This is a genomic window from Streptomyces sp. NPDC018964 (assembly GCF_044390325.1).
In the GTDB taxonomy this organism is placed as follows: domain Bacteria; phylum Actinomycetota; class Actinomycetes; order Streptomycetales; family Streptomycetaceae; genus Streptomyces.
The window spans coordinates 1-21,429 of record NZ_JBIRYZ010000043.1 but is presented as its reverse complement, the minus strand read 5'-3'; the positions used below and the strand labels follow the sequence as shown (position 1 = coordinate 21,429).

Here is a 21,429-nt window from a genome sequence, read left to right as displayed (position 1 = left end):
CCGCATGGCCACTTTGCTGATGTGCTTCGACGCACCCATGCAGTCCTGGGGCACCAGATCACAGTTCGCCAGCCGCGACACGGCAACCGAACCCACCAAGTCGGGCGTCGTCGGACTCCTCGCCGCGGCCCTCGGCATCCCACGAGACGCCGACGAAAAGATCAAGAACCTGGCGCAGCTACGCATGGGCGTACGCGTCGACCGGGAAGGCGTACTCGAAGCCGACTTCCACACCGTGCAAAACGTCCCCAACACCGAAGGCAAAAACCACCGCACCGCAGTGACCAAAAGATTCTATTTGGCCGACGCCCTCTTCCTCGTCGGCATGGAATCAGACGACACACAGCTGCTGCACCAACTGCACACCGCCCTGACCGCACCACGATGGCCGCTCTACTTCGGCCGGAAGGCATTCGTGCCGGCACGGCCCATCCCCAGCCCAGGCCTCGCGGGCGAACACCACCCAGTCACCAGACAGTCCCTCGGCAACGCCCTGCGCACCCACCCCTGGCTGGAGAACCAGCCCCGCATCCATGCTGCCGGCCGACGCACCCCACCCCACGCCTCCTCACCCATATGGCTGCGCACCATCGTCGACGCTGACCCCCTGGCACTGGACATCGAGCTGCGCCACGACCACCCCCTCTCCTTCACCCAACAGGAACGCTCCTACGCACCTCGGGCAGTACAGATAAACCACGTCCCCCTGACACCCGAAATGATCAACGACGGCACCGTCTGAGTGCACCGCGCAACCCGCCGAAAACCAGGACACCGAAACTGATCATGACCACGATCTGGCTGACCCGTATCATCCCTGACCCCCGCAACCGCCAAGCAAGCCGCGACTTCCGCAACACCGTAGAACTTCACTACCGGGTAATGAAACTTTTCCCGGACAACCTCGGCGACCAGGCGCGCAAGCAACTCGGCATCCTCTTCCGAGCAGAGGAAACCCCCCAAGGGCCCTACCTGCTCCTGCAGAGCCGCACCCAACCTGACCTGAACCTGATCCCGCCGGATTACGGCACAGCAGACACCAGGCCGCTCAACCCCCTGCTCGACGCACTCCGCCCAGGACTGCCGGTCCGCTACCGCATCGACGCCAACGCCGTACGCAAGCCCCGAAAAACGAATCAAGAACTACACGGCCTCAAACCTGTTGTCGCGCTCACCGGCCCAGCCGCAACGGAATGGTGGCAACGCCAAGCCGAACAATCAGGCCTGAAAATCGACACGGTCCACGCCACCCGACTAATCGCAGCAAGTGGCCTAAAAGCTCAAGGAAAACAGCGCATCCACAACGCCCGAACCCGATTCGAGGGCAACGCCCTCATCAGCGACCCCGAGCTCCTGCGCCGCCGAGTCGAAGAAGGCATAGGCAGAGGAAAGGCCTACGGCTGCGGCCTGCTCAGCCTCGCCCCCGCAACAACCGCGTGAGCGCGCCCCGGCGGGGCGGTGAGGCGCGCAGGCGCCTGGCCGCCCCCACCCTGGCCATGCTCCCCCGCGTCGCGGACTCCCTGTCCTTCCTCTACCTGGACATGGTCCGCGTGGTGCAGGACGACACCGGCGTGTGCGCGCAGATCCAGGTCGACGAACAGCGCACCGACCTCGTCTACATCCCCACCGCCGCCCTGTCCTGCCTACTGCTGGGCCCGGGCGTGTCCATCACCACCCCGGCCCTGACCACCCTCGCCCGCCACGGCACCAGCGTCGTCTGCGTCGGCGCCGGCGCCGTCCGCACCTACGCGGGCATCCTCTCCGACTCCCTCACCACCCACTGGCTCGAACAACAGGTCGCCACCTGGGCCGACCCGGCACGCCGCCTCGACGTCGCCGTCCGCATGTACCGGATGCGCTTCAAGGACGCCGACGTACCCCAAACCGTCACCCTGGACCAACTCCGCGGCATGGAAGGCCAGCGCATGAAGGCCTTCTACAAAATCCTCGCGCAACAGCACGGCATCGGACGCTTCCGCCGCAACTACCGGCCCGACCAATGGGACACCCAGGACCCCGTCAACCTCGCCCTGTCCGCCGCCAATACCTGCCTGTACGGCATCGTCCACGCCGCCCTGCTCGCCCTCGGACTCTCCCCAGCCCTCGGCTACGTCCACACCGGCACCCAGCACGCCTTCGTCTACGACATCGCCGACCTCTACAAAACCGAGATCACACTCCCCCTCGCCTTCGCCCTCCACAACTCCGACAACCCCGAACAAGAAGCACGCCGCCGCTTCCGCGAAGACCTCCGACTCCTACGCCTCCTGCCCCGCATCGTCCAGGACGTCCAGTCCCTCCTGACCCCACCCCACACAAGCACACCCGACGACACCGACGAAGAACACTCCGAACGACGTGACGTGCGCATGGTCCACCTCTGGGACCCCAAAACCGGAACCCTCCCCGCAGGCGTCAACTACGCCCAAGGAGGCAACTGATGCCCTCCATGATCGTCATTGCCACCACCGCGGTCCCCGACCACCTGCGCGGCGCCCTCAGTCGATGGACCAGCGAAGTAGTACCCGGCATCTTCGTCGGCAGCGTCTCAGCCCGCGTCCGCGACGAACTCTGGCACACCGTCACCGAAGTCGTGGGCAACGGCGCAGCCCTCCTCATCCACCCCGCCCCTACGGAACAGGGCTACGCCATCCGCACTGCGGGAACCCGCCGCCGGGTCCCTGTCGATTTCGATGGCCTTACCCTGATCCGCATGACCGCTGCATCGAAGGTAAAGGAAATGCAAACCCCCTCTTGAAATGCAGGTCAGAAAGGGTCCTCCCCGCCGACGCGGGGGTGTTCCGACCTTCAGGGGATCCACGCCCGCCGCCCGGGAGTCCTCCCCGCCGACGCGGGGGTGTTCCGGAGGTGCGCGCATGGCGACCGCCACCGCGCAGGTCCTCCCCGCCGACGCGGGGGTGTTCCGCTCCACGACCCGCTGGACAACCCGGGCCGCCAGTCCTCCCCGCCGACGCGGGGGTGTTCCGCAGCGAGGCGCCGGCTCGGTCTGCGGCGTAACGTCCTCCCCGCCGACGCGGGGGTGTTCCGTCTCTGGAGTGCCGGACATGCCTCGGCCCCCGGTCCTCCCCGCCGACGCGGGGGTGTTCCAACCGCCGCGATGTGTCGGACCAGTCGGACCAGGTCCTCCCCGCCGACGCGGGGGTGTTCCGGTGTTCGTCGAGGTGCAGGCCTTCCAGACCGGGTCCTCCCCGCCGACGCGGGGGTGTTCCGCCCAAAACTGATGGCGCTTCTTGAATCTCCCCACTTGCTGCTAAGGGGTGGGGCAAACCTGCTCTGTTGATCTCCCCATCCATCGTGTGATCTCGCCCGGTGTGTCGTCATATCTGGTGGTTGGTCCGGAAAGCCTGCGTGCGCTAGTTCGGCCTGTTCGGGGGCCTGGATGCTGACGCGGGAGGAAGACGTGGATGCTCATGCACTGCGTCGGCAGGGATGGACGATCTCGGCGATCGCCCGGCATCTGGGCCGGGACCGCAAGACGATCCGGGCTTATCTGAATGGTGAGCGAACCGCCGGCCAGCGGCGTCAGCCGCCTGATGCGTTCGTGCCGTTCCTTCCGTACTGCCGCCAGCGCCTCGCTGACGACCCGCACCTGTGGGCATCCACGCTGTTCGACGAGGTGGTGGGGCTCGGCTATGAGGGTGCGTACTCGACGTTCACCCGCGCCCTTCGTCGCTATCGCGTCCGTCCGCACTGCGAGCCTTGCCATGCTTCGACTGGCCGCAACGTCGCAGTGATTGCGCATCCACCGGGTGAGGAGATCCAGTTCGACTGGCTGGAGCTGCCCGATCCACCCGAGGGATGGGGGGTGGGTGGGCACGCGCATCTGCTGGTGGGAGCTCTCGCGCATTCGGGCCGGTGGAGGGCAGTGCTGGCGGAGTCGGAGGACTTCCCTCATCTGGTCCAGGCCCTGGACGATGTTGTGCGCAAGCTGGGCGGGACCGCCCGCCGGTGGCGCTTCGACCGGATGGCCACCGTCTGCTATCCCTCCAGCGGTCAGGTCACTGCGGCGTTCGCCGCAGTCGCCAAGTACTACGGGGTCGGGGTGGACATCTGCCCGCCCCGGCGCGGCAACCGCAAGGGAGTGGTGGAGAAGGCCAACCACTCAGCGGCTCAACGCTGGTGGCGCACGGTTCCCGACGGCCTCACGGTCGTGCAGGCCCAGTCCGGGGTCGACAAGCTCTCGCTCCGGATGGACGACCGTCGCCGGCGGATCGACGGAGCGCTCACCACCGTCGGCGAGCTCGCCGCGGCCGAGCCCCTGCTCGACCTTCCGGTCCGGCCCTTCCCGGCCGAGCTGGAGGTCGAGCGGACCGTCAGCCCGCAAAGCCTGGTCGCCTTCGACGGCAACTTCTACTCCGTCCCGCCCGGCCTGCCCGGCGTCACGGTCAAGGTCTTGCACCGGCTCGGCGAGGACGACCTGCGGATCGTCACCGCCGGCCGGGCCGTCGTGGCCTGCCACCGCCGGGCCCCGCGAGGCGCCGGGCAGACCGTCCGGGACGACGGACACGTCATCGCGCTGGAGAGGGCGGTGCTGTCGTCGTTCTCCGACCGGGCTCCCTGCAAGACCAAGGTCCGCAAACCGCCGTCAGCCGCAGCTCTGGCCGAAGCCGAGCGTCTGCGCGAAGGGCCGGCCGTAGGCAGTTCAGCCGAACGGGTCGTGATCGACCTGAACCACTATGCCGCCGTGGCCGACCGGCTGCGGAGTGTCCCCTCACCGAAGCAGGAGGAGAGTCCGGAGTGAGTACGTCACCGATGCAGGTGAGTGAAGCCCGCCGATTCCAGCAGCTCAGAGGCCACCTGTCCTACCTCTGTCGGCGTACCCCTGTGAGTGCTCCACCAAGTACGGAGATACGTGCACCAGCAGAAAGGCTGTGAGCCAGTCACGTCACCCTGCGGGCATGGCGGTGGCAGGGCGATGAACCTCCAGGATGACTGCCGTGCCGGCCACGGTTCGGTCCTCGTGCATCGCGATCTGCTGGCCGGGCTGGAGGTGCGTCCAGTGGGAGGGAGTGAGGGGCACGAGTCGAACCGTGGCTCGCCCGCCGGGCTCCAGATAGGGCATGTCCTCAACCCAAAGCGAGGCGATGCTGACCGAACGTCCACCGGTGGGCGAGAGATGTCCGATGTCCCACATGGGTCGCAGAACTCCGGCGCCGGAGATTGCCGTGGTGCGTCGCGCCTCCGCAGCAGGACGGAGCGTCAGATCCGCCCGAATTACGCCATGACGAATCTCGGAGCACCGCCAATGGCACCAGGCCGCGCTCCGCTCAAGCCGGAGCTGCTCAGCCGCGTCGGCGAGCTTCTCCCAGAACGCCAGCGGGAGCGAGCGACCGTCCCCAAGTTCCTCCAGCAGGCCCAGGGCGATCTCCCACTCGTCGTGGACGAGGTAGTCCCAGATGTCTCGCACCGTGATGTCGTTCTCGGTGGCGGTCTCTTCCGGAACAAGCAGAGAAGCTGATTCGAGCAGCTCAGGGACGTCCATGCGCTCATTGTCGACCACACGAACTATTAGGCTGCGCTTTCCTGGTCTCGCTCGATAGCAGCGAGCCGGTTCTTGAGCCGGTAGCTGGGGCCGTTGATGGAGATCACGTCGCAGTGGTGCAGGAGTCGGTCGAGGATGGCGGTGGCCAGAACCTCGTCACCGAACACCTGTCCCCACTCGCTGAAGGTCTTGTTCGATGTCAGGATGATCGATCCCTTTTCGTAGCGCTTTGAGATGACCTGGAACACCAGGTTGGCCTCCGCGCGCTCGAGGGGCTGGTAGCCCACCTCGTCGACCACGAGAACCGCCGGTCGGAGGTAGCTGCCGAGCTTGCTGGTCAGCCGTCCGGCGCCCTCGGCGGTCTTGAGGTTGCGGACCATGTCGTCGAGGCTGGTGAAGTAGATCGAGTACCCGGCCCGGCAGGCCGCGACCGCGAGAGCGACGGCGATATGCGTCTTGCCCACTCCCGGCGGCCCGAGCAGGGCAGCGTTGGCCTTGGCCTCGACGAACGACAACGTGGCGAGGTCCTTGACCTTGCGCGGGTCAAGCTCGGGCTGGAACGAGAAGTCGTAGTCGTCCAGTGTCTTGTGGTGCGGCAGCTTCGAGATCCGCAGACCGGTGCGGAAGCGGCGGTCCTCACGGACGGCGAGTTCTTCGGAGAGGACCAGGTCGATGAAGTCGAGGTAGCCCATCTTGGCCTCGTCAGCCCGCTGAGCGTACTGGGTCAGGGCCTCGGCCAGGTGCGGCAGGCCCAGCTTGCCGGCTGTGTTGCGGATGCGGGTGGAGACCAGCTCGCTCAAGACGATTCCTTCGCGCTCGGCTTGGTGGTGAAGGGGCGGGTGCCGGTCAGTTCGTCATAGACCGACAGAGGCCGGCGGCCGACCTCGATCTGGGTGACCGCGGCCCGGTTCAGCAGGGCCGCCAGCGGCCCGGATTCGGGACCTGTGTTCTGCCGGCGGGGCCGGGGCAGGCTCCCATCGCTGGCTGTGACGCGGCGGCCGGCTCCCGTGGGCAGGCCGTCCCAGTGCTCCTCATCCACGATGCGGGCGCCTCGGCCGACCGCCCGCGGGTGGGCGGCCAGCAGGGTTTCGCCAGTGCGATCGGGGTGAGGTTCCCCCGTTGCTCGGGAGGGGCTGATCAGCTGGTCAGGGCAGGTTGGCGGGGTTTCAGGTTCGCTCGTTCGGTCGCTGCCTGCTCGGCGTAGTGCTGCTCTTCGAACTCGACCGGGCTGAGGTAGTCGAGGCGTTTCTGGATGCGCCGGCTGTTGTAGAACCCGTCGATGTACTCGAAGAGCGCGAGGTTCGCCTCGGCCCGGGTGACGAAGGTGCGGCCGCGCAGGCCCTCGGTCTTGATGAGCATCCAGAGGTTCTCCGCGAGGGCGTTGTCGTAGGAGTCCCCGACGGAGCCCATTGATGCCTCAATTCCTGCTCTCATCAAGCGTGTTGTCAGCTTCACGGACGTGTACTGGCAGCCGTGGTCCGCATGATGGATCAACTGCCCGGGTTCGACCTCGCGGGAGGTGAGGGCGTACTCGAGGGTGGTCAGTACGAGGTCGGCGTCCGCGCGGGCGGCAGTCTCCCAGGCCACCACCCGGCGGGAGAACGCGTCCCTGATCGCCGACAGCCACAAGGGTCCCTCGCCGGTGGGGATCATGGTGAGGTCGGTGACCCACAGCCGGTTCGGTCCGTCGGCGGTGAAGTCGCGTCTGACCAGGTCGGGGGCGGGTTCGGCGTCCCGGTCGCGGCGGGTGAAGCCCTTGCCCGTCCGGCGAGGGCTGATCCCGGCGAGACCGGCTTCGCGCATGAGCCGTTCGACTCGTTTGCGGCCGACGAGGACGCCTTCCCTTTTCAGGACGGCATGCACGCGGGGCGAGCCGTAGATGCCGCCGGAGTCGGTGTGGATCCGCTGGATCTGCCCGGTCAGCTCGGTGTCCCGGCGGCGCCGTTCGCACGGCTCCTTCGCCGCCCGGCGCCACCGGTAGTAGGTGGAGGAGGGGATGCGCAGTTCCCGGAGAGTGGGCTCGACCTCCAGGTGCTCGTGCTCGTCGAAGAGCGCGGTCACCCGGGCCGGGTCGGGTCGAGCTGTGCCGCGAAAAAAGCCGAGGCCGTCCGCAGGATCTCGTTCGACCGCCTGAGCTGGGTGTTCTCCTTGCGTAGCGCGGCCAGCTCGGCGCGTTCATCGCTGGTGAGCAGATCGTCGCGTTCGCCGGCGTCAGCCTCGGCCTGGCGGATCCAGCCGCGCAGGGCCTCGTGATGGACACCGATCTCCTCGGCCATACGGCGGATCACGGGCTTCGGCTCCGCGGCGCGGTACATCCGCACCGCACGCTCACGCAACTCCAGCGGGTACTTCCTTGGGGCAGGCATCAACAGGGCTCCTCTCGGTGAGTCCTATCTGACCTGCTGTCACCGCCCTCCGCATCTCGGGGGAACCTCAGGGGCGGTGGCATGCAGCATGATCTGGGACTTCGTGGCCCTGACTTCGACCAGTTGACGGGGGCGGACCTTGCGGGCCGGCACCGAGTAGAGATTCGCGTCGAAGGCGACGAGGCAGTCCTTGCCGACGTGGCGGAGGTGTCGTTGAGTGACCACATAGGGCGTCTGCGGCAGTGGGCGGAGGGCCATGTGGTCGCGGATCGCCCGCAGCCCGATGACCTCGCCGTGGGTGCCATGCACCTTCGCCCGCCGCAGCGGCACCCAGGCGGTGAACGCGGCATTGAGTTCCTCGACCGAGGAGAAGGCCCGGCCAGCCAAGACATGCTCGCGGACGATCAGCACCTGCCGCTCGACCCGGCCTTTGCCTGTGGGCCGGTAGGCGGCCAGCACGTCGGGATCGAAGTCGTAGTGCCCGGCGAAGGCGACAGCCTCCGGATGCAGGGGAACGGCTTCACCTGGTGCGACGTGCCGGCGGACCACCGTCTTGGTGCGGTCGTAGACGATCGACATCGGGACCCCGCCGAAGTGCGCGAACGCCTGGCGGTGGCAGTCGAAGAAGGTGGCCAGGTCCTGGCTGGTGGTGAAGCAGCAGAACGGGTCGCGCGAGTAGGACAACGTCATGTGGAACGAGTAGACCTTCGGGATCCCGACGTGGGCGAGGATCTTGCCCTCGTCACCCCAGTCCACCTGGGCCTGGGCCTCGGGCACCACCTCGAACCTGCGGTGCAGCCCCGCCAACTCACTCGGACTGATGCCCAGTTCCTCCGCGATCCGCGGGCGGGCTTCCTGCAAGTACATCTTGATCCGCTGATAGCTGCCGGTGAACCCGTACTCGGCCACCAGGCGCTCGTGAATCACGGCCCCCTTGAGCAGGATCTCGGCCCGCAACATCGCGTCGATCAACGGCGCGACCTCATCCACGATCCGCCGGTATGGCTGCCCGTTGGGAGCCCTTCTCGGCGGCGCGACCGGAGTCTCGCCCGACAGGTACTTGGCGACCGTGCGCCGGTTGAGCCCGGTCTCCTTCGCGATCTCCCGCAGGCTCATCGCGCCGGACTCATACAGACCGCGAAACCGCCTCAGCTCCAACCAGCGATGCGGATCCAAGACCACTCTCGCCGCCCTCCACCGACCCCGAACAGGACGACAGAAGACTCGCGCGACACCAACCTCACCGCATCAACAACGGTGCACTTTCATCCGTACGCAGTGGTGCACGTTCACTTGTACGCCGACAACCTCAAACTCAACGACGCCGCCGAGGCGTTGAACAGGGTCCTGGACCAGGCCCGCACCGAGCGGATGTCACTGACCGCAGCCTTGGAACGGCTCCTGGAGATCGAGGTCGAAGCCACCGAAGCCCGCAAACTCGCCGCCCGGGAACGGTTCGCCTGCCTGCCCGAGCCCTGGACCCTGGCCGACTTCGACTTCGCCGCCCAGCCCGGTGTCGACGAGAAGCTGATCCGCGACCTGGCCACCTTGCGCTTCCTCGACGACGCCTCCAACGTGCTGTTCGTCGGCCCTCCTGGAGTCGGCAAGACCATGCTGTCCGTCGCCCTCGGACGAGCGGCCGTCGACGCCGGCCACCGCGTCTACTTCACCACCGCCGCCGAACTCGCAGCCAAGTGCCACAAGGTCGCCCTCGAAGGCCGCTGGAAGACCTGCATGCGCTTCTTCGCAGGCCCGAAGCTTTTGATCATTGACGAGCTCGGCTACCTGCCGCTGCCCGAAGACGGAGCCTCGGCCCTGTTCCAGGTGATCAACCAGAGGTATCTCAAGTCCAGCACGATCCTGACGACCAACGTCGGGATCGCCGACTGGGCCGGAGCCTTCGGCGACGCCACCGTCGCCGCCGCCATGCTCGACCGGCTCCTGCACCGAGCCGCCGTCGCCGGCATCGACGGACCCTCCTACCGACTCCGCGGCCACCAGAACCAGGCCGACACCATGCGCAAGGGAGTCAACGCACGTGTCTCCTGACCCCACCCACCACGACGACCAACTCGCCCCCAGACGCGCCAACTGTCCATTTTGCAAAGGCGAGTTCATGCCGAGCCCGAGACAGATCTACTGCTCCCCCCGCTGCAAGAGCGCCGCCCACCGACGCGCTCCCGCCGGCCTGGCCATACACACCTGCCCAGTCTGCGAGGGCATCTTCACCGCCAACCCCCGACTCCGCCAGATCTACTGCTCGCCCGAATGTCGTCGCGAATCGGAAAGACAGCGCAACCGAACCCGCGACGAAGAACGAGCACGACGCCTCGGCGAACACCCCCGAGCCCTTCCGCCCGCCCCACAGCCGGCGGCCCCCGGAACCATCGACCCCCTGGCACCGACGGCCGTCCGGAACTGTCCGCACTGCGACCAGCCCGTCACGATCGTCGCCCTGCTCGCCACCCAGGAAGCCGCCCGCCCCACGATCACCAACCGCGTCACCGACATCGTCCCGCTCAGACGCTTCCAGTGAACTTCGACTGACCGTCACCGATCACCGGGCCCGCCGACCTGACGGTCGGCGGGCCCGCAACGCGGCTTCGTCCACGAGTTCACGCAAACGGCACGATCGGAGACCGCAAGCCGAGCCACTGCTCGGCATCCCAGGCGCGGAACCGCTCTACCTCGGTAAACCCCAACTTCGCCGCGAGACGCATCGAACCGACGTTGGCGGTCTGAGTGGCGAGCACCACCGGTTCGCCGGGAAGGACACCGCCGAGCCAATCGAGTGCCGCCGCGCACGCCTCTGCGGCATACCCGAATCCCCACGCCGGCGGCAGGAACAGATAGCCGAGATCAACCTTGCCCACAGCAGCCGGGCGAAGATGCTCCGTTGCCCTCCTGAGCAGGATCTGGCCGATCATCGCTCCGTCGAGATCAACGACGAAACTCCCCGGCCACCGCTCGGGGACCCCAGGCAACTCACGCTCAAGCTCATCCCGCGACCGGGGCCCGCCGAGATAGGCGTGCACCTCTGGCGACGCCAGCAGCTCGATAAACGCTGCACGGTCCCGGGCCTCAGGCTCTCGGAGCACGAGCCGCTCAGTCTTGATCGGGGCAGGCGGCCAGGCGACGGGTCCGAGTTCAGTCATGCCGACCAACCAATCAGCAGGCTCGGCAACGATCAAGGCTCGCGGACCGATCAAGCCAACGAGGCCATGCAGACCCGTTGCGGTAATCAAGGGCCGCTCTCCACTCCCCATTTTCCCCAGACAGTTCAAAAACCAAGCAAATGAGGCAAGGAGCACCCCCGGCCATTTTCAAAGGTTCTCATCACCAGCCGCCGGGATGGTTCATGCGCGTCCACGCTCGGCTTGCCACAGCCCCTGTCTATGAATGATGGTGAACCACAGAACACCACGAGGCCGGTCTTCCCGGCCCGCGACCGTCCTTGAACTGCTACTGGCTGCAACCGATGCTGACAAGGACACCCGGCAGAGCTCACGTTGGCGCGTGACCTGCCCGCACCGAGCCGGCACCCGTCACACGGGCGCCGGCTTCGTCGTTCCCGGCCCACTCCCGTCGGCGCCTGCGACCGCTGCGCCGTCGCCACCCTCAACCCGCTCCAGGCCGGTCCGCCCACACCGTCTCCCGCTCCCACACGGCCTCCTACGCCCACCACCAGCACATCACCGCCCCCGCCAGCGCGAACACCTCCCCCACCCACCGCACCCGCATCGGGGACGGCACGGGCCGACCAGCAGCGCTGCGCCCGCCACACCCCGGCCGTGAAAACCCTCAGCTCCAGGCACTGCAGCGCGTGCCCGTCTCTCACGTCCAGTAGCCACTGGCCATGGCTCGCGCACAGCCGACGCCACTACGGTCGGTATGCCCACACCGCAAGTCCGCTCGCCCCGCGACGGGCCGCACACAGCCGGCAGCCGAAGACCATCGGCCCCCACTCCAGCGCTCCCACCCGCCACCGCGCCCAGCCCTGCCGTACCCGGCCAGCATCCCGGGTCTGGCCGTGAACGACGTCAGCACCCAGGCCAGATGCCCGGACGGTTCGAAGCCAGCTCACTCAAGTTGCCCGCCCGCTGCTGGATAGCTACCTCACCGATCTGCCTCATCGATCCAAGCCGCCGGAATGAGTTTGCGGCCGCCGCGCCAGTTGTGGCGTACCGACTCTTGGAACCAGGGCTCGTCGAGGTTGGCGTGGTCGGAGACGATGATCTGCATGTCGGGGGCAAGCTCGCGGGCCACGTCATAGATCAGTCGAAACAACCGTGTGACTGCAGTCCGGTCGGCGTCGTCCTCTGGGGTACCGGAGGCTTGGTCGACTTCCGAGCGGTACCAGCCTTGGGTGGGCTGGTCCAGCATCAGGATGCGTGGGACTGGCCTGCTCTGGCGGGTGAAGTAGCGGTGCAGGGCCAGGTGGACGATGACGTGGTAGCCGATCCAGTTTTCGCCGCTGCCAATCCGGAAGAGCGGGGCGGGTCCTTGTTCCGTGTCGGTGATGACGGTGAGGCGGCTGAGGTCGAGGCGTACGCTCTGTCCGCTGTGCTCGAGCTGGAGCCTGTCAGCCCATTCGGTCATGTCCTGGCCGATCGCGACGAGACGTGAGGTGAGCTGTTCGCGTTCTTCGTTGGGGTCGAGCTCGGCTGTCAGCGCTGCGACCCGTGCCTGAGCCCTGTCCAGCAGGTGCTTCAGGCGGGCCACTTCCTCGGTCGTGCCGGCCGGGAGCGCGGCAAGACTGGCGTGGATGCGTCCGCGCATAAAGTCGCGGCGGGAGGTGTCGGCGAGCTGCTCGGCGACGGCCCGGGCGGAAACAAGGGACTGCAGGGTGCTCTCGATCGTGCGGAGCCGGACGCGGAGGTCATCGGCCTTCTCGTCCAGCTGGGTGAGGGCAGCTCGGCGGGCAGGCCTGGCTGCCTCGACGCCCTGTAGCTGGGTTTGCAGGCGGAACAGGCTCTGGTGCAGTTCGTCGGCCGCCGGGTCCGGCTCGGGCAGTTCTGAGCCGCACAGAGCGCAGGTAGCGGACCTTTCGAGGTTGGTGCTCGACTGGACACCGAGGAGGTTCAAACTGGCCAGACGCGCGGTCTGCGTGCGGACTGCGCCGGCGTAGTCGGTGGCCGAGACATCCTGCTGCAAGAGGAGTTCGCGCTCCGCAGAGACACTTCTCAGACGAGCGCGCAGCTCGTCGCGTTCGCGTTCCAGGGCGTTTGTGCGGGCGGCTGTTTCCGGGTCGGCCTCGGCTGGCACCGGCCCGGCGGTCACCGCAGCGTGCAGAGCGGATAGAGCGATGCCACGCTCGGGCTGTTGTTCTGGCTCGACCATGCCGAGGGTGAATGCCTCACGCCACAGTGCGGCGAGGCCGGCTTCGGCGGCTTCGGCGGCCTGGAGCGCCTGACGGTGTGCGGTCTCCGCCGCGCGAGCCTCGCGTCGCGCGGCTGCGAGCTGCGCCCGCTTGAGCGCCTGGTCGCGGGGGACGGCGCCGAGGAAGTACGGGATCGTGTCTTTCAGCGTCTGGGCCATGAACTGCTCGCCCTGACGGTGGAAGAGGAATCCCGGGTCGGCGATCTCGCTCTGGCGCTGCAGGCACAAGAGAGTCGCATGACCGATGTGGGCCTCTACAGACTGCCGGTTCGAACCGGCAGGCGGTTCGTGCAGGTTCTCCTCGATGCCGATGCGCCGACCGAGCTGCTCACGAACCGCGTCGGTGTCCGAGTTCACCTCGAGCTCTTCGTAGTCGAGCGGCTCAAGGTCCGCGCCGAAGGCAAGCATGGCCTGCTGGGTCGAGGCCTTGCCCGGCCGGGGGGCGGGCCGGGCGACGAACGCACGGCTGGCCTCCATCTGGAACAGGGCGGCGTACCAGGACACGGTGCTGGTGATGGGGCCCACTGGCATCTGCAGGGTGTCGCGTCCCAGGCAGGACTCGACGATCTCGAGGAGGGCGCTCTTGCCGGTCTTGGAGTCGCCGGTTACCACGTTCAGGGCGCCGGGTGTGAACTCCAGGACCTGTCGCTCCCCAGTCCTGCTGTACAGAATGATCGCGAGCAGTTGCACCGACTCAGGGTGCCACGCCCAAGACAGCGAAGACAGTTGCGGGGCTGTCCGCTTTGGCGAGCCAGCGTCCCACCAGGCCAGCTTTGCGGAGCATCTGGTCGAGCTCTTCCGGGGTTTTAAAGCCGCGTGGTCTGCGGTATTCGGACCTCAGGCGGCCCCCAGGCTCAAGGGCGAGAGCACGGTGGGCCAGGCCGAATCGCGTTCCTTCCTTCACGGGCTCCATCAGTGCCTGGGCTCGGGCCGGGAAGCCTGCCCGCACGACGGGGTTTTTGCCCGCCCACGCGGCCAGGTGCGTCCTGGTCGAGGCGGGCAGGGCCTGCCGGGTGGGCTGGTGCAGGACCATTGGGGCCACCACGAACGACAGGGCCCAAGGCATACCGTTTTCCGTCTCCTTGCCGAAGCCCTGGGCAGCCGTGGCCAGGACGGCCGCTATCAGCGCTGGGTTGAACATGACGGCAGAGATCGGGGAGCGGCTGCTCCAGGCGGTCATGCAGAACTCCTTGCTAGCGGCGGTGCGGTCATGCGTTGACGTTCAGCAGTTGCGCGATGCGGGCCTCAAAGTCGGCGTGCCAGCCGATCTTGCCAGTGTCGGCGAGCATGTGGCGCTGGCCGCGGGCGAAGTGCGGGTCGTTGTAGCGTGAGCGCACTGTAAGACCCGTCCGGCTGAGGAGCTGGCGCAGCAGGTCCTTTCCGGCGGTTTTCTTCTCGGCTTCCCCGGCGTCCTCGTCGAGGGAGTCCAGCATCCACTCGAACTCGCGCTCCCACTCGTCGACGAGCTCATGCTCGAAGCGTGTCAGTTCGACGGCTCCGATGAGGTCTTCCTGGAGCCAACGGACCGAGTGGGTGTAGGCGCGGTAATAGTCGACGATCGCCTTCTGCAGGTTGCGCGGCGGGAATGCCACCCAGTGCATCTGCTGCACGAAGGGGTGCATGCGGTACTTCTGTTCCAAGTCTTGCGCGTCCACATCGGCCAGCTCGACCAGGGTGGGGAGGTTCTCGCGGGTGAATTGGTCCCTGATGTCGGCGATCGCGGCCTGCGCTTCTCCGACGTCGACGCTGCGCTGCCGCCCCTGCAGCAGGGCAAGCGCGGTTTCATCCCACCAGCGCCAGACCATGGCCAGGAAGAGGTCCTCGTGCCCGGGCGGTAGTGCCCAGTGCAGGTGCCTCTTGACCTGGTCGGCGACCCCTTCGATGTGGGGTGAGCGGTCGATGACGCGAATCCGGGAGACGAACGTCAGCCGCGCCGCATCGCCGAGGCCGAGAAATTGAGCCCGGGCCGACGCGGTCTGTTTCGATTCCGAGGTGCGCGCGACGTGCTCCAGCAGGCGCAGTGCCTCCGCCTCGTTGCGGCTGTATGAGCGTAGCGCGGCAACAGCCGTGGCGTCGGCCGCCGTCTCGGTCGTCACCAGAGCGAGGGCGGGACCGCTGGCGTCCGCGGGTGAGGCTTCGTCCATCCACACCTTCAGGGTGCGCCAGACATCGGTGGCGGCGTCGGTGAGCATCCGATGCTGCCCGATATGGTGCTTGACCTGCAGCAGTTCGGTGGCCGTCCCCTTCTGTTCCCAGGCGACGTCGTCGTAAAGCTCAAGGCTGAGGGCAGCATCCGGTCTGTCGGCCCCTGATTGCAGGAGCTCGACCAGCGCCCACCAAGTCTGGTGCTGGTAGCCGATGGCATTCGGAGCGGCGCTGTGTGAACCCTTTCCCATGCCGTGCAGTCTCCCCTCGCCCTGGCACACCGTCCAGACGCCATGCCACCTCGAATATCGAATGCGAGTACGATATTTCTCTTGTGTTGATCACTGACGCTCGGCGGTCAGCGATGCCGCGGCGGTGCGCCAGTTGGTTAGCCACCGCCCACGATCGAACCCGCCCCCGGCGCGGCCGCCGGTATGCGCCAGTGCCACCAGTGTCAGGTGACCGTGCCGCGCTACATGCACGCGAGTCTGCTCCAGCCCTTCGGAGAACAGCTGGTCATAGCGCCGTTTGAGGCCGCCACCGTGCCCAGCCCGCCGCGGCGCCCTGCCCGAATGACAGCAGTGGTCCCAGGCCACCTCGTCTGGGACCGTTGCTGTCGTACGGACCGCTCTCGAGGCTCGGCCCTTGGCCTCATGGAGGGGCAGGGGATGGGCCGGGTGCCCCGCCTACAGCAGGAAGTCGACCGCGCAGCTGATGCGCCTCGCGAGATCGGGGATCGTGTACGGGGCGCTCGGCTTGAGCGCGGACAGGTTGCCGACCAGGTTGTACTGGATGCGGCGCTGGTGAGCGCCGATGCCCTGGAAGATGAACGGCACCATCTTGAGCATGTGGATGTCTGTGCTGCCCGGTGTGGTGAGCCAGCCGCCGGCGATCGGGAAGAAGCGGTCGAAGGCCTCGAGGGCCGTGGGTATCTCACCGGCAGGGATGCCAGAGTACTGCGCCATCCACTCGAACTCCTCCCCGGCCCTGTCCTTGAGGTAGAACCCTCCCCATCCCCAGAGGAACTGCTGCCAAAAGGTCGCGTACCGCCGGAAGCTCGGCTGCTCTCGCAGCCACGCGATGCCGTCGTGGAACGTCTCCGGCAGAAGGCGGTAGGTCAGCCCCTGGAAGAAGAAGGACTTCCCGTCCTCAGACACGGAGAACTTGGGAGGGCCGTCGGGATGCGCGAGTGCGTAGTCCACGGCGGCCTTGAGGATGGCCAGCCGCGCCCGGTGCTCAAGGTACATGCACGCCTGGAGCTCAGGATGCATGCCGTTCCGGAGCGCCGTCTTATAGCTCGGGCTGTCGCTCGCGGGCGTGTGCGGGTCGAAGCCGGCCCCGTCGATTTCGCGTGCGTAGCCCAGGGCCAGCTTGGGGTGCTCCCTGTACGCGTCGTAGAGCAGCGCCAGCGATTCCTCCGGGGCCCTGGCGAAGAAGGTGCCGTTGTTGATCTGGCGGTGATAGGTCTTCGCGGCCTTGGCGCCTTCGGCGCCGGCTCGCTCCTTCTGGTGGATCAGCTTGACGAACTTGCGCTCGACTCCGTACGAGTGCCGCCACAGGCCGATGAGCCGCGGTTCCGTGAAGGAGCCGAATCCCTTCTCCGTGAACAGTCGCGGTGCGGCCCCGAAGTCGTCGAAGCACACGACGTCCAGGCCGAGGGGCTCCATCTTCCGCTGAGCGGACTCGCGGTCATCCCACCGGGTCATGAAGAACGCCCCGCGCTCAAGGCCCAGGTACTCCATCCACCCCACGACCTTGAACAGGTCGGTGAAGCCCCACTTCCCGCTCTTGACCTCGATCAGCTGCTGCACCGCCTCCTCGGGCCCGTAGTAGGTCGCGAAGATGTCGAGTTCGAGGATGTCGGACGGATCCGACTCGATGATCTGCTTCTCCACGAAGTGACCGGACGCCTGGAACAGCGCGGCTATGTAGTCCTCGAGCTCCTCGCCCTTCGGGCTCTCCGGCAGAGTCACGACCTTGGTGCTCATAAAACCCCCTTTGCGCCGGCCGACAATATCGACGCAACGCACCCACCAGCCACGCTTTTCCGGCGGTGATCCCGAACAGCAACACCGATGGGCAGCTAGAAGGCGAGGCGGTAAGAGCGGCGGGGGAAGGCCGACCGGGAGAGAGGTGGCGCTCCGTGAGACGGGAGGCCGAAGCCGTTCAACAGCTCTCAATTGGAGTCGTCCCGTTCGAAGGTAAGCTCGAACCGCTTGATGGACCAGCAGGCGCAGTTCCCGTCCTCGTATAGTTCCTCACCACACTCCTCGTGGTGCTGACGGACCGGTCGGTCCTTCGGAGCCGCCGACGGCGCGGGCTGCGGGGCGGACTACTCCGGAGCGGCCTCGGCGGCCGGTGCCGGGCCCGCCCAGTCCATGCCCAGCTCCCGCAGCACGCCCAGCTGTTCCTGAGTGAGCTTGTCCCGCCTCGCGCGGATATTCGATGTCCATACGCCCAGCTTGACGGTCACCGGCTCCGTCTCGCCGTTGACCCTGATCTGTTCGCTGTGACCCCTCGGTACGGGCCGGGCGCCCTCGCGCTCCACCCACTGCGTGAGGGCCGCCAGGCCCCGCTGGAACGCCTGCTGCGCCTTGCTCGGCCCCTTCGCCGCACGCTCTGCTGCCGGGGCGGGAGAAGGGGGCTGAGCGGGCTGCACGCCCAGCTTCGACAGTCGCTCCTGCTGTTCGGGGAGGAGCTGCGCCCAGGTGCCCGGGTTCTTCTGCCGCTCCAGCCACCGCCCGATGTCATCGCCTTCGAACAGCACCCCGGGCTGGATCTCGGGCAGGCTGCCGTCGGCGTCGACCAGGTCCGCCAGGACGCGGTAGTGGCGCTGCCAGTTGAGCGGCCAGGGGCAGTTCCAGTCCGGGTCGATCGCCGCCAGCTGCTCCGCGCGCTCTGCCGCCCGCTCGGGGTCCTTGCCGAGGCCCCCCTTCCGCCTCAGGTTGGCCATGTGCTGGCCGACCGGGACCATCGCCTCGCCCTCGCCCCAGACGGCGTCCTGGCGGGGTGCGAGGTGTCCGGTGGCCTGCCGGTAGGACCGCAGCGCGGCGAGTTTGTTCTCCCACGCCTCCTCACCCGGTTCCCACACCATCCCGGCCTCCGGTGCGTCCAGCAGCGTCTTGCGCCGCTTCTCCAGCTCCCTGGCCCGCAGGGCTTTCCGCTGTTGGTGGACCCATCGGCCAAGCGGAAACGCCTTCGTCGTCCCCACCTCGACCTCTACGTCATAGGGCACGGCGTAGAGACCGGTGATCTCGTGTTCCTTCCGCCAGCGCAGCAGCGCCTGGTAGCCCTCGAGCCAGACCAGGGACTCGGGCCGGTAGACCCGGGTGCGCAGGAAGGCCGCGATGGTCGCGGCGTCGCGCGGGCTGGAGAAGTGGAGCAGGGCTGACTCGGCAGCGGCATTGGTGCCGTCCTGCGCCTGGTCCTTGCCGTCACTCTCTTCGCCGGCCCCGATGATCCGCCCGTCCTCGTCACGTTGCACGTGGACCGTGCGCTTGCCGCTGGTGAGTGCTCGGGAGGCGAGTTGCTCGACCAGGCGCTCATCGTGGCTGCGCAGGCCCTGGAGCACGGCCACGAGCGGCTTGAAGCTCGCGGAGGCGACCATGTCGGTCGGGTCCTCGCCGGGCTCCAGGAACACCGGCACGATGATCCTGGCGACCTTCGTGCTGCCGTTTTTGTTGAGCCGGAGCGCGCGGCCGATGTTCTGCACGATCTCCACCTGGGAGCCGCGGGTGTCGGCGAAGCACACGGCCTCCACGCCCCGCTCGCCGGTGATGTCCACGCCCTCCCCGAGCACGCGGCAGCTCGCGAGGAACGCCCGGTGCACCCTGCGCCCGTCGGTGTCGATGCCGTTTGCGAACTGCCTCAGGGTTTTGCGTCGTTCGGTGACGAGGTGGTCGCCGCACAGCCACGCCGACCACACGCGGTCCGGCGGGACGTGGCGGCCGGCCTCCAGTTCGTAGAACTCCGCGTCGATGGAGGACTTCGGCAGCTTGTCGGCGGCCGCCAGGCCCTCGTCGGAGGCGTCGTTGACGTACAGCTCGGCAGCGGTCTCCGGCATCTTCTCCGCGAACGCCGCCGCTTCCTCCACCTTCTGGTGGAACGTCATCACCGTACGAAGGTTGTACGCCGCCGCGTGCTCCAAGAGTGCGGTCTGTAGCAGCGCCAGGCGCCGGCCCCGCTGTGCCTCCTCCGATTCCCCGAGGGCGGGGGAGGGGTCGCGGATTTCGAGGACGTCGATCTCGAATCCTGCGAGGATGCCGCGCTCGATCGCTTCCGAGAGCCCGAGCTCGGCCAGCCACGGCCCGTAGGTGGCGGAGTCCTGGCCCATCGACGCGAGCTCCAGCTCCTGGCCGCCGGCGTCCCTCTGCGGCCGGGGCGAGGAGAGGATGCGTGGGGTGGCGGTGAGGTAGAGCCGGAAGTCGGTGGGGATCCGCTGGTTGTCGTGGATCGCTGCCCACGGCCTGCCAAGCTCTCCCGCGGTTGAGTGGGCCTCGTCCACGATGGCGAGGTCGAAACCGCTCATTTGCTGGCCGTACAGCCGCTCTCCGCCCGCCAGAGCGGCCTCCAGTGGCCCCCGCACCTTCCGCTGCCCCGTGGGGTCCTCCGGGTCCTCGCGGTCGACCAGGGAGGCGTACGTGGCGAACACGACGACCGGACCGGACCCGGCCCACAGAGCGAGCTGGATCGGGTTCGTGGTGGTGCGCACGCCCAGAGAGTTGAGCACCGCATCGCTCTCCAGCGAGCACACCGCGACCATCGGCGCCCGGTGGCCCACCAGCCGCCACGCCTGGGCGGTCTGCACGAGCAGGTCCAGGGTCGGCACGGTCACGAGGATCCGCCCGCGCGGGAAGCACTCCAGCGCGCACGCGGCGGCGGTGATCGTCTTGCCCGATCCGGTCGCGGACACGATCGTGCCCCGGGCACCCTGCCGAGGCACAGATGATCTTGCAGGGAATCCCACCCATTTACGGAAGGCCGTCTTCTGGTCGACCTGGTGTTCCCTGAGCAAGATTCCCTGCATTCCTACTTCCCTTTCCCGGACGCAATTTCAGGCGGTGAGGTTACTTCGAAGGTCTGACGATGTCGTCGAGTCCTCGAAGTCCCCATTCGTCGAGTCCGGCGTAGATGGTGGCGGTCTTGCACTGCGGCGCGTCCATGACCTCGGCTTCGCCCCGGTAGACGGCGATCAGCGAATCGCTGCCGCGCCACCAGGTGTCCGCGAGGCCGGCAACCGCCGGCACGGCCTCGAACCCGTCCAGCTCAAGGTCGTCCACAGCACCACCCGTCAACATTGTGGTTGTGCGTGCACACCTACGGGCGTGATCTGCCAAAGCCAGAGCCTCCACCCACCCCTCAACACTGGCGTGCAACGGCACCCACTTCCCGGCATGAAGCCCGAACTCCCCGCCCGGACCGATCACGAACGAGTAGGGAAGAGCCGTACGCTGCGCACCGGCTCCGAAGTGCCAGTCAGGGTCCGGCCCCTCGGGTACGTCCCCGCTGAGCGTTCGAGGTCCTCCGTCATAGTGAGGAGCAGGGGGAAGAGCCAGGCCACCCCAGACAGTCTCGAAGGCGGCCACCCGGTCGATCTGAGCCTCGGGTATCCCATGCTCCATCCACCGAGCCCTGTACTGCTCTATATCGCTACGATCAGTCCAGTGACCATGACACCCAATAAAATATTGAGCCCTACGTGTAATCCCTCCAGGGATTCCCTCACTGAACGTCATGACTCCACCCCTACTGTGTTTTCGCCAATGCTACATGCTGCATCACCTGATGCAGGGTCACCCACCCCGGCCACCCCTCCCTCTCGCCGCCCGGGCCGAAGGCCCGTTGACGGCATCGCGCAGCGGGGCCGGCCCCAGGGCGCGCAGCGCCCCCAGTGGCTGGAGCGCAGCGGAAGCCACCCCACGGGGCCGCAGGCCCGGCAGTCCCGGGAGCGCAGCGGACGGGACGTCACCCGCCTTGCGCAGCAAGGCGGGTGAGCAGGATGCGCAGCATCCTGCCAGCGCTCCCGCGGAGCGGGAG

General features: G+C 67.4%; 19 protein-coding genes, 1 pseudogene and 1 CRISPR repeat array. Of the genes and pseudogenes, 7 read left to right on the top strand and 13 right to left on the bottom strand.

Annotated elements, in window-relative coordinates:
• Positions 1 to 4 precede the first annotated feature (4 nt).
• The 5 genes from cas5e (at position 5) to ACH5AO_RS36490 (ending at position 4,762) form a co-directional block, all read left to right on the top strand.
• Positions 5 to 742, top strand: a complete 738-nt coding sequence (gene cas5e / locus ACH5AO_RS36510) for a type I-E CRISPR-associated protein Cas5/CasD (protein WP_398932376.1) — start codon at positions 5 to 7, stop codon at positions 740 to 742.
• Positions 743 to 786: 44 nt separating this feature from the next.
• Positions 787 to 1,440, top strand: coding sequence for a type I-E CRISPR-associated protein Cas6/Cse3/CasE (cas6e, locus tag ACH5AO_RS36505; protein WP_398932374.1), 654 nt, complete (start codon positions 787 to 789; stop codon positions 1,438 to 1,440).
• Positions 1,441 to 1,496: 56 nt separating this feature from the next.
• On the top strand, positions 1,497 to 2,441 hold the full coding sequence (gene cas1e / locus ACH5AO_RS36500; protein WP_398932388.1) for a type I-E CRISPR-associated endonuclease Cas1e: 945 nt from the start codon (positions 1,497 to 1,499) through the stop codon (positions 2,439 to 2,441).
• Positions 2,441 to 2,758, top strand: coding sequence for a type I-E CRISPR-associated endoribonuclease Cas2e (cas2e, locus tag ACH5AO_RS36495; RefSeq protein WP_398932372.1), 318 nt, complete (start codon positions 2,441 to 2,443; stop codon positions 2,756 to 2,758). The genes cas1e and cas2e overlap by 1 nt, the downstream gene beginning before the upstream one ends.
• A 17-nt stretch (positions 2,759 to 2,775) precedes the next feature.
• A CRISPR array of direct repeats spans positions 2,776 to 3,231; the repeat unit is 29 nt; unit sequence GTCCTCCCCGCCGACGCGGGGGTGTTCCG.
• A gap of 169 nt (positions 3,232 to 3,400) precedes the next feature.
• Entirely contained in the window at positions 3,401 to 4,762 is a 1,362-nt protein-coding gene (locus ACH5AO_RS36490; protein ID WP_398932370.1) for a Mu transposase domain-containing protein, read from the top strand.
• Between the two features lie 144 nt (positions 4,763 to 4,906).
• Here the strand turns inward: ACH5AO_RS36490 and ACH5AO_RS36485 are convergent, their stop codons facing one another.
• The 6 genes and pseudogenes from ACH5AO_RS36485 to istA form a co-directional block, all read right to left on the bottom strand.
• The gene (locus ACH5AO_RS36485; RefSeq protein WP_398932368.1) at positions 4,907 to 5,503 is read right to left on the bottom strand and encodes a hypothetical protein; all 597 of its coding nucleotides are present in this window, start codon (positions 5,501 to 5,503) and stop codon (positions 4,907 to 4,909) included.
• Positions 5,504 to 5,529: 26 nt separating this feature from the next.
• A complete protein-coding gene (gene istB / locus ACH5AO_RS36480; protein ID WP_351656014.1) occupies positions 5,530 to 6,303 on the bottom strand; it encodes an IS21-like element helper ATPase IstB in 774 nt (257 codons plus the stop codon).
• Positions 6,300 to 6,542, bottom strand: a complete 243-nt coding sequence (locus tag ACH5AO_RS36475; RefSeq protein ID WP_398932366.1) for a hypothetical protein — start codon at positions 6,540 to 6,542, stop codon at positions 6,300 to 6,302. The genes istB (ACH5AO_RS36480) and ACH5AO_RS36475 overlap by 4 nt, the downstream gene beginning before the upstream one ends.
• A gap of 98 nt (positions 6,543 to 6,640) precedes the next feature.
• Positions 6,641 to 7,564, bottom strand: coding sequence for an IS3 family transposase (locus ACH5AO_RS36470; RefSeq protein ID WP_398932364.1), 924 nt, complete (start codon positions 7,562 to 7,564; stop codon positions 6,641 to 6,643).
• Positions 7,561 to 7,869, bottom strand: a complete 309-nt coding sequence (locus ACH5AO_RS36465) for a transposase (RefSeq protein ID WP_391664585.1) — start codon at positions 7,867 to 7,869, stop codon at positions 7,561 to 7,563. The genes ACH5AO_RS36470 and ACH5AO_RS36465 overlap by 4 nt, the downstream gene beginning before the upstream one ends.
• Positions 7,870 to 7,935: 66 nt before the next feature.
• Positions 7,936 to 9,051: pseudogene (gene istA / locus ACH5AO_RS36460) on the bottom strand (IS21 family transposase); the annotation flags it as partial.
• Positions 9,052 to 9,147: 96 nt separating this feature from the next.
• Here istA and istB (ACH5AO_RS36455) point away from each other — a divergent pair.
• Together istB (ACH5AO_RS36455) and ACH5AO_RS36450 are read left to right on the top strand one after the other, a co-directional pair.
• Positions 9,148 to 9,918 carry an IS21-like element helper ATPase IstB gene (istB, locus tag ACH5AO_RS36455; protein ID WP_398932361.1) on the top strand — a complete coding sequence of 257 codons (771 nt, stop codon included), beginning with the start codon at positions 9,148 to 9,150 and terminating at the stop codon, positions 9,916 to 9,918.
• A 67-nt stretch (positions 9,919 to 9,985) separates the two neighbouring features.
• Positions 9,986 to 10,405, top strand: coding sequence for a hypothetical protein (locus ACH5AO_RS36450; protein WP_398932359.1), 420 nt, complete (start codon positions 9,986 to 9,988; stop codon positions 10,403 to 10,405).
• A 79-nt stretch (positions 10,406 to 10,484) separates the two neighbouring features.
• Here ACH5AO_RS36450 and ACH5AO_RS36445 read toward each other — a convergent pair whose 3' ends face one another.
• The 7 genes from ACH5AO_RS36445 to ACH5AO_RS36415 form a co-directional block, all read right to left on the bottom strand.
• Entirely contained in the window at positions 10,485 to 11,024 is a 540-nt protein-coding gene (locus ACH5AO_RS36445) for a GNAT family N-acetyltransferase (RefSeq protein ID WP_398932386.1), read from the bottom strand.
• A gap of 961 nt (positions 11,025 to 11,985) precedes the next feature.
• A complete protein-coding gene (locus ACH5AO_RS36440) occupies positions 11,986 to 13,938 on the bottom strand; it encodes a DUF3732 domain-containing protein (RefSeq protein ID WP_398932357.1) in 1,953 nt (650 codons plus the stop codon).
• Between the two features lie 4 nt (positions 13,939 to 13,942).
• Positions 13,943 to 14,428, bottom strand: coding sequence for a three component ABC system middle component (locus ACH5AO_RS36435; protein ID WP_398932355.1), 486 nt, complete (start codon positions 14,426 to 14,428; stop codon positions 13,943 to 13,945).
• Positions 14,429 to 14,456: 28 nt separating this feature from the next.
• Entirely contained in the window at positions 14,457 to 15,644 is a 1,188-nt protein-coding gene (locus ACH5AO_RS36430; RefSeq protein WP_398932353.1) for an ABC-three component system protein, read from the bottom strand.
• A gap of 435 nt (positions 15,645 to 16,079) precedes the next feature.
• Positions 16,080 to 17,381: a hypothetical protein gene (locus ACH5AO_RS36425; protein WP_398932351.1), complete on the bottom strand. Its 1,302-nt coding sequence runs from the start codon at positions 17,379 to 17,381 to the stop codon at positions 16,080 to 16,082.
• A gap of 344 nt (positions 17,382 to 17,725) precedes the next feature.
• Positions 17,726 to 20,419, bottom strand: a complete 2,694-nt coding sequence (locus ACH5AO_RS36420; protein ID WP_398932349.1) for a Helicase associated domain protein — start codon at positions 20,417 to 20,419, stop codon at positions 17,726 to 17,728.
• A gap of 40 nt (positions 20,420 to 20,459) precedes the next feature.
• Positions 20,460 to 20,672, bottom strand: a complete 213-nt coding sequence (locus ACH5AO_RS36415; protein WP_398932347.1) for a hypothetical protein — start codon at positions 20,670 to 20,672, stop codon at positions 20,460 to 20,462.
• Positions 20,673 to 21,429: the final 757 nt, after the last annotated feature.

Bases quoted from the DNA above. Each gene is read 5' to 3' on its own strand.
- cas5e (WP_398932376.1), top strand. From the start codon at position 5: ATGGCCACTTTGCTGATGTGCTTCGACGCACCCATGCAGTCCTGGGGC.
- cas6e (WP_398932374.1), top strand. From the start codon at position 787: ATGACCACGATCTGGCTGACCCGTATCATCCCTGACCCCCGCAACCGC.
- cas1e (WP_398932388.1), top strand. From the start codon at position 1,497: ATGCTCCCCCGCGTCGCGGACTCCCTGTCCTTCCTCTACCTGGACATG.
- cas2e (WP_398932372.1), top strand. From the start codon at position 2,441: ATGCCCTCCATGATCGTCATTGCCACCACCGCGGTCCCCGACCACCTG.
- ACH5AO_RS36490 (WP_398932370.1), top strand. From the start codon at position 3,401: ATGCTGACGCGGGAGGAAGACGTGGATGCTCATGCACTGCGTCGGCAG.
- ACH5AO_RS36485 (WP_398932368.1), bottom strand. From the start codon at position 5,503: ATGGACGTCCCTGAGCTGCTCGAATCAGCTTCTCTGCTTGTTCCGGAA.
- ACH5AO_RS36465 (WP_391664585.1), bottom strand. From the start codon at position 7,869: ATGCCTGCCCCAAGGAAGTACCCGCTGGAGTTGCGTGAGCGTGCGGTG.
- ACH5AO_RS36450 (WP_398932359.1), top strand. From the start codon at position 9,986: ATGCCGAGCCCGAGACAGATCTACTGCTCCCCCCGCTGCAAGAGCGCC.
- ACH5AO_RS36445 (WP_398932386.1), bottom strand. From the start codon at position 11,024: ATGACTGAACTCGGACCCGTCGCCTGGCCGCCTGCCCCGATCAAGACT.
- ACH5AO_RS36435 (WP_398932355.1), bottom strand. From the start codon at position 14,428: ATGACCGCCTGGAGCAGCCGCTCCCCGATCTCTGCCGTCATGTTCAAC.
- ACH5AO_RS36430 (WP_398932353.1), bottom strand. From the start codon at position 15,644: ATGGGAAAGGGTTCACACAGCGCCGCTCCGAATGCCATCGGCTACCAG.
- ACH5AO_RS36425 (WP_398932351.1), bottom strand. From the start codon at position 17,381: ATGAGCACCAAGGTCGTGACTCTGCCGGAGAGCCCGAAGGGCGAGGAG.
- ACH5AO_RS36420 (WP_398932349.1), bottom strand. From the start codon at position 20,419: ATGCAGGGAATCTTGCTCAGGGAACACCAGGTCGACCAGAAGACGGCC.